General features: G+C 70.3%; 8 protein-coding genes and 1 pseudogene. 2 read left to right on the top strand and 7 right to left on the bottom strand.

Annotation, left to right across the window (positions count from 1 at the left end; genetic code table 11):
* The 5 genes and pseudogenes from ACFU99_RS29610 to ACFU99_RS29590 form a co-directional block, all read right to left on the bottom strand.
* Nucleotides 1–215, bottom strand: a pseudogene (locus ACFU99_RS29610) (class E sortase); the annotation flags it as partial.
* The gene (locus ACFU99_RS29605; protein ID WP_384397846.1) at nt 212–850 is read right to left on the bottom strand and encodes an aminodeoxychorismate/anthranilate synthase component II; all 639 of its coding nucleotides are present in this window, start codon (nt 848–850) and stop codon (nt 212–214) included. The pseudogene ACFU99_RS29610 and the gene ACFU99_RS29605, both read right to left, overlap by 4 nt.
* Nucleotides 847–1,026 carry a hypothetical protein gene (locus tag ACFU99_RS29600; RefSeq protein ID WP_030888691.1) on the bottom strand — a complete coding sequence of 60 codons (180 nt, stop codon included), beginning with the start codon at nt 1,024–1,026 and terminating at the stop codon, nt 847–849. Before ACFU99_RS29600 ends, ACFU99_RS29605 begins: the two co-directional genes overlap by 4 nt.
* 104 nt (nt 1,027–1,130) lie before the next feature.
* A complete protein-coding gene (locus ACFU99_RS29595) occupies nt 1,131–1,844 on the bottom strand; it encodes a class E sortase (RefSeq protein ID WP_384397843.1) in 714 nt (237 codons plus the stop codon).
* Between the two features lie 59 nt (nt 1,845–1,903).
* Nucleotides 1,904–2,668, bottom strand: a complete 765-nt coding sequence (locus tag ACFU99_RS29590; protein WP_384397841.1) for a DUF881 domain-containing protein — start codon at nt 2,666–2,668, stop codon at nt 1,904–1,906.
* A gap of 142 nt (nt 2,669–2,810) precedes the next feature.
* Between ACFU99_RS29590 and crgA the strand changes: the two genes are divergently transcribed.
* The gene (gene crgA, locus ACFU99_RS29585; protein ID WP_384397839.1) at nt 2,811–3,068 is read left to right on the top strand and encodes a cell division protein CrgA; all 258 of its coding nucleotides are present in this window, start codon (nt 2,811–2,813) and stop codon (nt 3,066–3,068) included.
* A gap of 402 nt (nt 3,069–3,470) precedes the next feature.
* Here the strand turns inward: crgA and ACFU99_RS29580 are convergent, their stop codons facing one another.
* The gene (locus tag ACFU99_RS29580) at nt 3,471–4,334 is read right to left on the bottom strand and encodes a rhomboid family intramembrane serine protease (protein ID WP_384397837.1); all 864 of its coding nucleotides are present in this window, start codon (nt 4,332–4,334) and stop codon (nt 3,471–3,473) included.
* Between the two features lie 166 nt (nt 4,335–4,500).
* Nucleotides 4,501–5,028 carry a peptidylprolyl isomerase gene (locus tag ACFU99_RS29575; protein ID WP_384397835.1) on the bottom strand — a complete coding sequence of 176 codons (528 nt, stop codon included), beginning with the start codon at nt 5,026–5,028 and terminating at the stop codon, nt 4,501–4,503.
* A 336-nt stretch (nt 5,029–5,364) separates the two neighbouring features.
* Between ACFU99_RS29575 and ACFU99_RS29570 the strand changes: the two genes are divergently transcribed.
* Nucleotides 5,365–6,018 carry a DUF5324 family protein gene (locus ACFU99_RS29570; protein ID WP_384397833.1) on the top strand — a complete coding sequence of 218 codons (654 nt, stop codon included), beginning with the start codon at nt 5,365–5,367 and terminating at the stop codon, nt 6,016–6,018.
* Nucleotides 6,019–6,076 lie beyond the last annotated feature (58 nt).

Genomic DNA, 6,076 nt, shown 5'->3' with positions numbered 1-6,076 from the left:
CGTACGGGCTCCTGGGGCCGCTGGTGCCGGGGCTGTGCCTCCGGTTCCGGGGCGGGCGGCGGCGTCGGCCGTCCCGGGAGCGGGTCGTTCAGCGGGTCGTCGAGCAGTTCGACGGCCGCCGCGAACGCGCCGGTGTCCTCGTACGGGTCGTACGGCGGCACGGGCTCCTGGGCGCCCTGCGCGGCGCCCTCACGCTCGGGGCGGAGTGCGGTCACGCGCCGACCTTGCCCACCACCGGCGCGAGCCCCGCCGAGCGGTCCACGGCGGCCTCGTCGCCGCACATCACCAGCCAGTTGGCGAGCATCAGGTGCCCCCACTCCGTGAGCACCGACTCGGGGTGGAACTGCACGCCCTCCACCGGCAGGTCGCGGTGTCTGAGCCCCATCACGATCCCCGTGTCCGTACGGGCCGTGACCTGCAACTCGTCCGGCACCGTGGACTGTTCGAGGGCCAGCGAGTGGTAGCGGGTGGCGGTGAACGGCGACGGGAGGCCGTGGAAGACGCCGACGCCCTCGTGGGTGACGGGCGAGGTCTTGCCGTGCAGCAGCTCGGGGGCGCGCCCGACGACGCCGCCGTAGGCGACCGCCATGGACTGCATGCCCAGGCACACGCCGAAGACCGGGATGCCGTGGGCCGCGCAGTGGCGGACCATGTCGACGCAGACGCCCGCGTGCTCGGGCGTGCCGGGTCCGGGGGAGAGCAGTACGCCGTCGAAGCCGTCGCGCGCGTGCGCGAGTTCGACCTCGTCGTTGCGGACCACCTCGCACTCCGCGCCGAGCTGGTAGAGGTACTGGACCAGGTTGAAGACGAAGCTGTCGTAGTTGTCCACGACCAGGATGCGAGCGCTCACCGGGCCGTACCCGCCATTCCGTTGTCGACCGTCACGTCATTGAACGGAAGCAGCGGCTCCGCCCACGGGAAGACGTACTGGAAGAGCACGTAGACGATCGCCAGCACCAGTACGAGCGAGATCAGCGCCCGCACCCACGCGTTGCCCGGCAGATGCCGCCAGATCCAGCCGTACATGCTGTCCCTACTTGCCGATGACGAAGACGGAATTCCCTCCGCCGCAACGGGTCGCGGCGGCACGGTGCAGCACCAGGGTAAGGCCCGAGCCTGTGACGGGTGGGTCAGCCGGTCAAAGCCGCGGGCTTCCCCTTCTCCACCGGCCGGGTCGCGTCGAGGTGCGCCCAGGCGATCAGCCGGTGGCTGTGGCCCCACTCGGGCTCGCAGGTCGTGAGCGTGAGATAGCGGCCGGGGCCCTTGAACCCCGACTTCCGCGGCACGGGGTCGATGACGCCGATGTCGGAGGGCAGCGTCTTGTACGGCCTGCGGTCGACGCGGTACGTGAACCAGGTCGCCCCGTCCCGCACCACCACCGCGTCGCCGGGGCGCAGCTTCGGGAAGTCCTTGAACGGGTCGCCGTACGTGCGGCGGTGCCCGGCCACCGCGAAGTTGCCCGTCTCGCCGAGGCGCGCGGTGCCGGAGTAGTGGCCGAGGCCCTTCTTCAGCACGGAGGTGCCGGTGCCCTCCAGGACGGGCTTGGACCAGTCGGAGCCGAACCGCGGGATGTACATGACGGCGAACGACTCGCCTTCTTTATAAGAAGACTGCGGGGGCGGGGCCGGCGTCCCCGTGGGCTGCCCGGACTGGCCCGGCTGCGCGCTGCCGGACGCCACGGAGCCGGTGGACCACTTGTCCTGGAGGTGGTCGAGTTCGCCGTTCATGGCGCTGTCGGCCCGCACTCCGGTCCAGTACAGGACATAGACGACGAACAGGACGATCAGGGTGCCGACGGTGACGCACAGCTCGCTGAAGGTCCGGACGATCACACGCGCGTTCACCTTCACGGCCGCTCCCGTCGTCGGCTGGGGGCCTGACTGACGCCCGCACCCGCCTGGGGCTACGACGCGGGCTTCGCGTAGTGGAGATCCACTGTGCCCGAGTAGCCGGGAAGAGTCACCGCGTCGTGCTGGTCGACTTTCCAGCCGAGCCCGTACGCGGTCACGTACTGCTTGTAGTTCTGGATCGAGGGCGTGGAGTCCAGCGCCTTGCGCAGCGCGTCCCGGTCGCCGACGGCCGTCACCTTGTACGGCGGGGAGTAGACGCGGCCCTGGAGGATGAGGGTGTTGCCCACACAGCGCACGGCGCTGGTGGAGATCAGCCGCTGGTCCATGATCCGGATGCCCTTGGCGCCGCCCCGCCACAGGGCGTTGACGACGCCCTGGAGGTCCTGCTGGTGGATGACCAGGTCGTTGGGCTGCGGCTCCGGGACGCCGGGGATACGGGCGGTGGCGCCCTGCGGGGCATCGGTGAGGGTCACGCTCAGCCCGCCGCCGGTGAGCGGCTTGGTGCCGGCGCTCTTCTCCAGGCCGGCGATGCGCTTGTTCTCGGCGTCGCTGCCGCCGTTGTCGCGCCGGGCCAGCGCGTCGACCTCGGAGCGTACGCCCGCGGCGCTCTCGTCGAGGGTCGCGTTCTTGTGGCTGCGCTCCTGGATGAGGTCGGAGAGGCGGAGCATCGAGTCGTCGGTGCGCAGGTCGGTGCCCTGGGCGGTGTTGAAGCTCATCCAGAAGATGAGGCCGGCCAGCGCGAAGACCCCGGCCGTGAGCAGCCGCACCGGCCGGAAACGCCGGGAGCCGGTGCTGGTGGAGTCGGCAGAATTGCTCAACGTACCCTTATCCTCTCCGACGCCGCGGAAGCACTACGCTAACGGACGGCCGGGGCACGGCGGCGACCCCCGCCGCCGCCCGTTCCGGCGGACAGTTTTGTACCCCGCGCGGTCACGCAGCGCATCGACAGGAGAGTTCCTCGTGCCGAAGTCACGTATCCGCAAGAAGGACGACTTCACCCCGCCGCCGGCGGCGAAGCAGCAGAACGTCAGGCTGAGCAGCGGGCGCCGCTGGGTGGCCCCGCTGATGCTGGCGATGTTCGCCCAGGGCCTGGCATGGATCGTCGTCTTCTATGTGACGCGCGGAGATCTGCCGATCTCGGCCCTGCACAACTGGAACATCGTGATCGGTTTCGGCTTCATCGCCGCGGGGTTCGTGGTCTCCACCCAGTGGAAATAGCCCGGCCGGCCCCGTACCGGGCTGTGCGCCGGGCCCCGCTGAGCCATACGCCCGCTCCCGTCGAGCCGTGTGCTCGCTCCCGCTGAGCCATGTGCCCCGCTCCCGCTGGGCCATACAGCCGACGGCTATGCCCTGAGCCTGCCGCCGAGTTATCCACACCCTCATCCACACTGGGGAAAAACTCAGAAGATCTGTGGATAACTTCCCAGGCGTTGACGCCGGTGTGACTGGTGGACCGCACTCCGTGCGCACCATCACACCGCTGTCTTCCTGGGCAAACGCGGATCGGGGACGACGCGAACAGCAGTTCCCCACAGCGTGCACAAGATCGGTCATTCTCTGTGGACAACTCGGGGCCGTCAGGGGTCGAGGCCGATCGAGGTTGGCCAAGGCCGGCCGGGGTCAGCTGTTGAGCTGCACGGTCCGTACGACCACCACGGCGGCGATCACGAGCAGCATCAGCGCACACGTGCCCCACTGCACAAGGGCCCGCTTGTCGCGGGGCGCGTGCACCATCCCGTACGCGACCACCGTGCCGACCACCAGCCCGCCGAGGTGCGCCTGCCAGGAGATGCCGGCGAAGGTGAAGGTGAAGAGCAGGTTCAGCGCGAGCAGCGCGATGACCGGCCGCATGTCGTAGTTGAGGCGCCGCATCAGCACCGCGGTGGCGCCCAGCAACCCGAAGATCGCACCGGAGGCGCCGAGCGTCCCCATGTTCTGGGGCGAGAGCAGATAGGCCAGCACGTTGCCGCCGAGCCCCGCCACCAGGAACAGCGCGAGGAACCGGGCGCGGCCCAGGGCCGCCTCCAGCGGCGGGCCCAGCCACCACAGCGAGAGCATGTTGAAGCCGATGTGCCAGATCTCCTGATGCGCGAACATCGAGGTCAGCAGCCGGTACCACTGGCCGTCGGCGACGCCGACCAAGCCGGGGAGGTTCGGGTCGTACGCCTTCCCGATCAAGGTGAGGGCGTCGGTGAGGGAGTCCCCCACGAAATACACCGCGACGAAGACCGCGATGTTGATGCCCAGCAGGGCCTTGGTGACCAGGCGCGGATCGGCGGTCACGGCGCCGCCCGCGACGGTGCGCGGGGCGTTGGCCCGCGGGGGCTGCCCGGTGCCCGAGCCGGTACTGACGCACTCGGGGCACTGGAAGCCCACCGAGGCGCTGACCATGCAATCGGGGCAGATCGGCCGTTCGCAGCGCACGCAGCGCACGCCCGTCTCCCGGTCCGGATGCCGGTAGCAGCAGACCGCCTGGTCCTCCATCGTCTCCCCTTGCCCCCTGCCGGTCGGCCATGCCCGCCGGCGGCGGCGCCAGGCGGTTTCCGGTCTTCGCGTACGTACGCAGGCCCCGCCCCTCTCTACGGACGGGCGGGGCGCTGGGTTCCCGTACGAATTCCGCTACGGGCTCGGCCCGAGCGGCGCTCGACGGTTAGCGGCGCTCGACGACGACGGACTGGATCACGACGTCGTTGACCGGGCGGTCCGTGCGCGGGTTGGTGTCCGTGGCCGCGATGGCGTCGATGACCTTCTGGCTCGCCGGGTCGACGACCTCGCCGAAGATGGTGTGCTTGCCGGTCAGCCACGCGGTCGGGGAGACCGTGAGGAAGAACTGCGAGCCGTTGGTGCCCGGGCCGGCGTTGGCCATGGCCAGCAGGTACGGCTTGTTGAACGCGAGGTCGGGGTGGAACTCGTCCGCGAACTTGTAGCCGGGGCCGCCGGTGCCGTTGCCCAGGGGGTCGCCGCCCTGGATCATGAACCCGCTGATGACACGGTGGAAGACAGTGCCGTCGTACAGCTTGTCCGTGGACTTCTGACCGGTCTCCGGGTTGGTCCACTCGCGAGTGCCCTCGGCGAGCTCGACGAAGTTCTTGACCGTCTTGGGCGCGTGGTCCGGCAGCAGCCGGATCACGATGTCGCCGTTGTTGGTCTTCAGGGTGGCGTAGAGCTGCTCGGCCACGATCTACCTTCCATAGACTTCACTGACTTTCCCCGATCCTCGCACGGACGCGCTCGGACGTCGCCCGGCCGCCGCCTACGGGCGTCTTCGGACACCTTCTCGGCGCTTATCCGTCGCTTCCCACCGCTTCCCGCCGCCAGTAGTCGCCGAACGGGCGCGCCCGGCCCCCAACCGTGGCATCGTCAGCCGAAGCTCCTTATGCCCCGGATGCCCGCCCGCACATGCCGTCAGGCCGCCGGACAGGCATGATCTTCATTCGCGGGGACAGGCGACAGATACTGCATACATTGGGGACAAACGCCAAGCCCCCGGACACGCCACCGAGGAGGAGGAACCGTGACCCGCAAGGACAGCGTGCGAGCCGCGACCGGCACGGCCAAGGACAGCGTGCGGCACGCCGCGGATGTGGTGGCGCCCTACGCCGGCACGGCCAAGGACACCGCCGCGCACTTTGCGCACGAGGCACGCGTACGGCTCGCGCCCAAGGTGTCGACCGCGGCCCACCAGGCCCGCTCCACCGCCGGTGAGCAGTACCGCGCCCACCTCGCCCCCCGCATCGAGCACGCCCGCGAGGCCCTGCCGCCCAAGGTCGACCAGGCGGCCCTGCGGGCCCGCGCCGCCGCCGAGCCCGTACGGGACGAGGCCGTGGCCCGCGGCAGCGCGGCCATCGCGGCGCTGCGCGGCCAGGTGTCGGCCGCCGACATCGAGAAGCTCACCAAGAAGCGCACCCGCCGCACCCGCAGGGGCAAGTTCGCCAAGCGGCTGCTGGTCCTCGGGGTGCTGGCGGGTGGCGCCGCGGCCGTCTGGAAGTGGTGGGACAAGCAGGCCAACCCGGACTGGCTCGTGGAGCCCCCGGCCCCCACCGAGGTCTCCGACCGCGCCCCGCTCACCGCCGTCGACGGCAGCGCGGGCGCCGCTCTCGACCCCGAGGTCCAGGCCAAGCAGGCCGAGGCGGAGGCCGACTCCAAGGACCGCGACGACAAGCGCTGACACCTGTATGTACGTACATGGCCGTACGCGCGCGTGCGCCCGTACGGCCGCCTATGCC

It is taken from the genome of Streptomyces sp. NPDC057654, from assembly GCF_042800135.1.
Lineage (GTDB): Bacteria > Actinomycetota > Actinomycetes > Streptomycetales > Streptomycetaceae > Streptomyces.
This window is presented reverse-complemented; position numbering and strand designations above follow the sequence as displayed.